The sequence below is a fragment of the Metabacillus rhizolycopersici genome (genome assembly GCF_020075705.1).
On record NZ_JAIQUM010000335.1, the window covers coordinates 1 to 244 of the forward strand.

General features: G+C 34.8%; 1 pseudogene. It reads left to right on the top strand.

From position 1 onward, the window contains the following. Window positions 1–244 (top strand): annotated as a pseudogene (locus K9V48_RS28845) (IS5/IS1182 family transposase); the annotation flags it as partial.

Genomic DNA, 244 nt, shown 5'->3' on the forward strand with positions numbered 1-244 from the left:
TACTGATCCAGATGCACGTGTAGGACACAAAACAGCTGATTCTTCTTTCTTTGGATTTAAAACACATATAGCCATGAGCGATGAACGGATTATTACAGCTGCGATTGTTACTACTGGTGAGAAAAGTAAAGATGCAGGCATGACAATTGATAGAATCATTGGTGATACAGCTTATTCAGAAAAAGATAATATCCAATATGCAAAAAAAGAAGATTTTCAACTAGTATCTAAACTGAATCCTCTA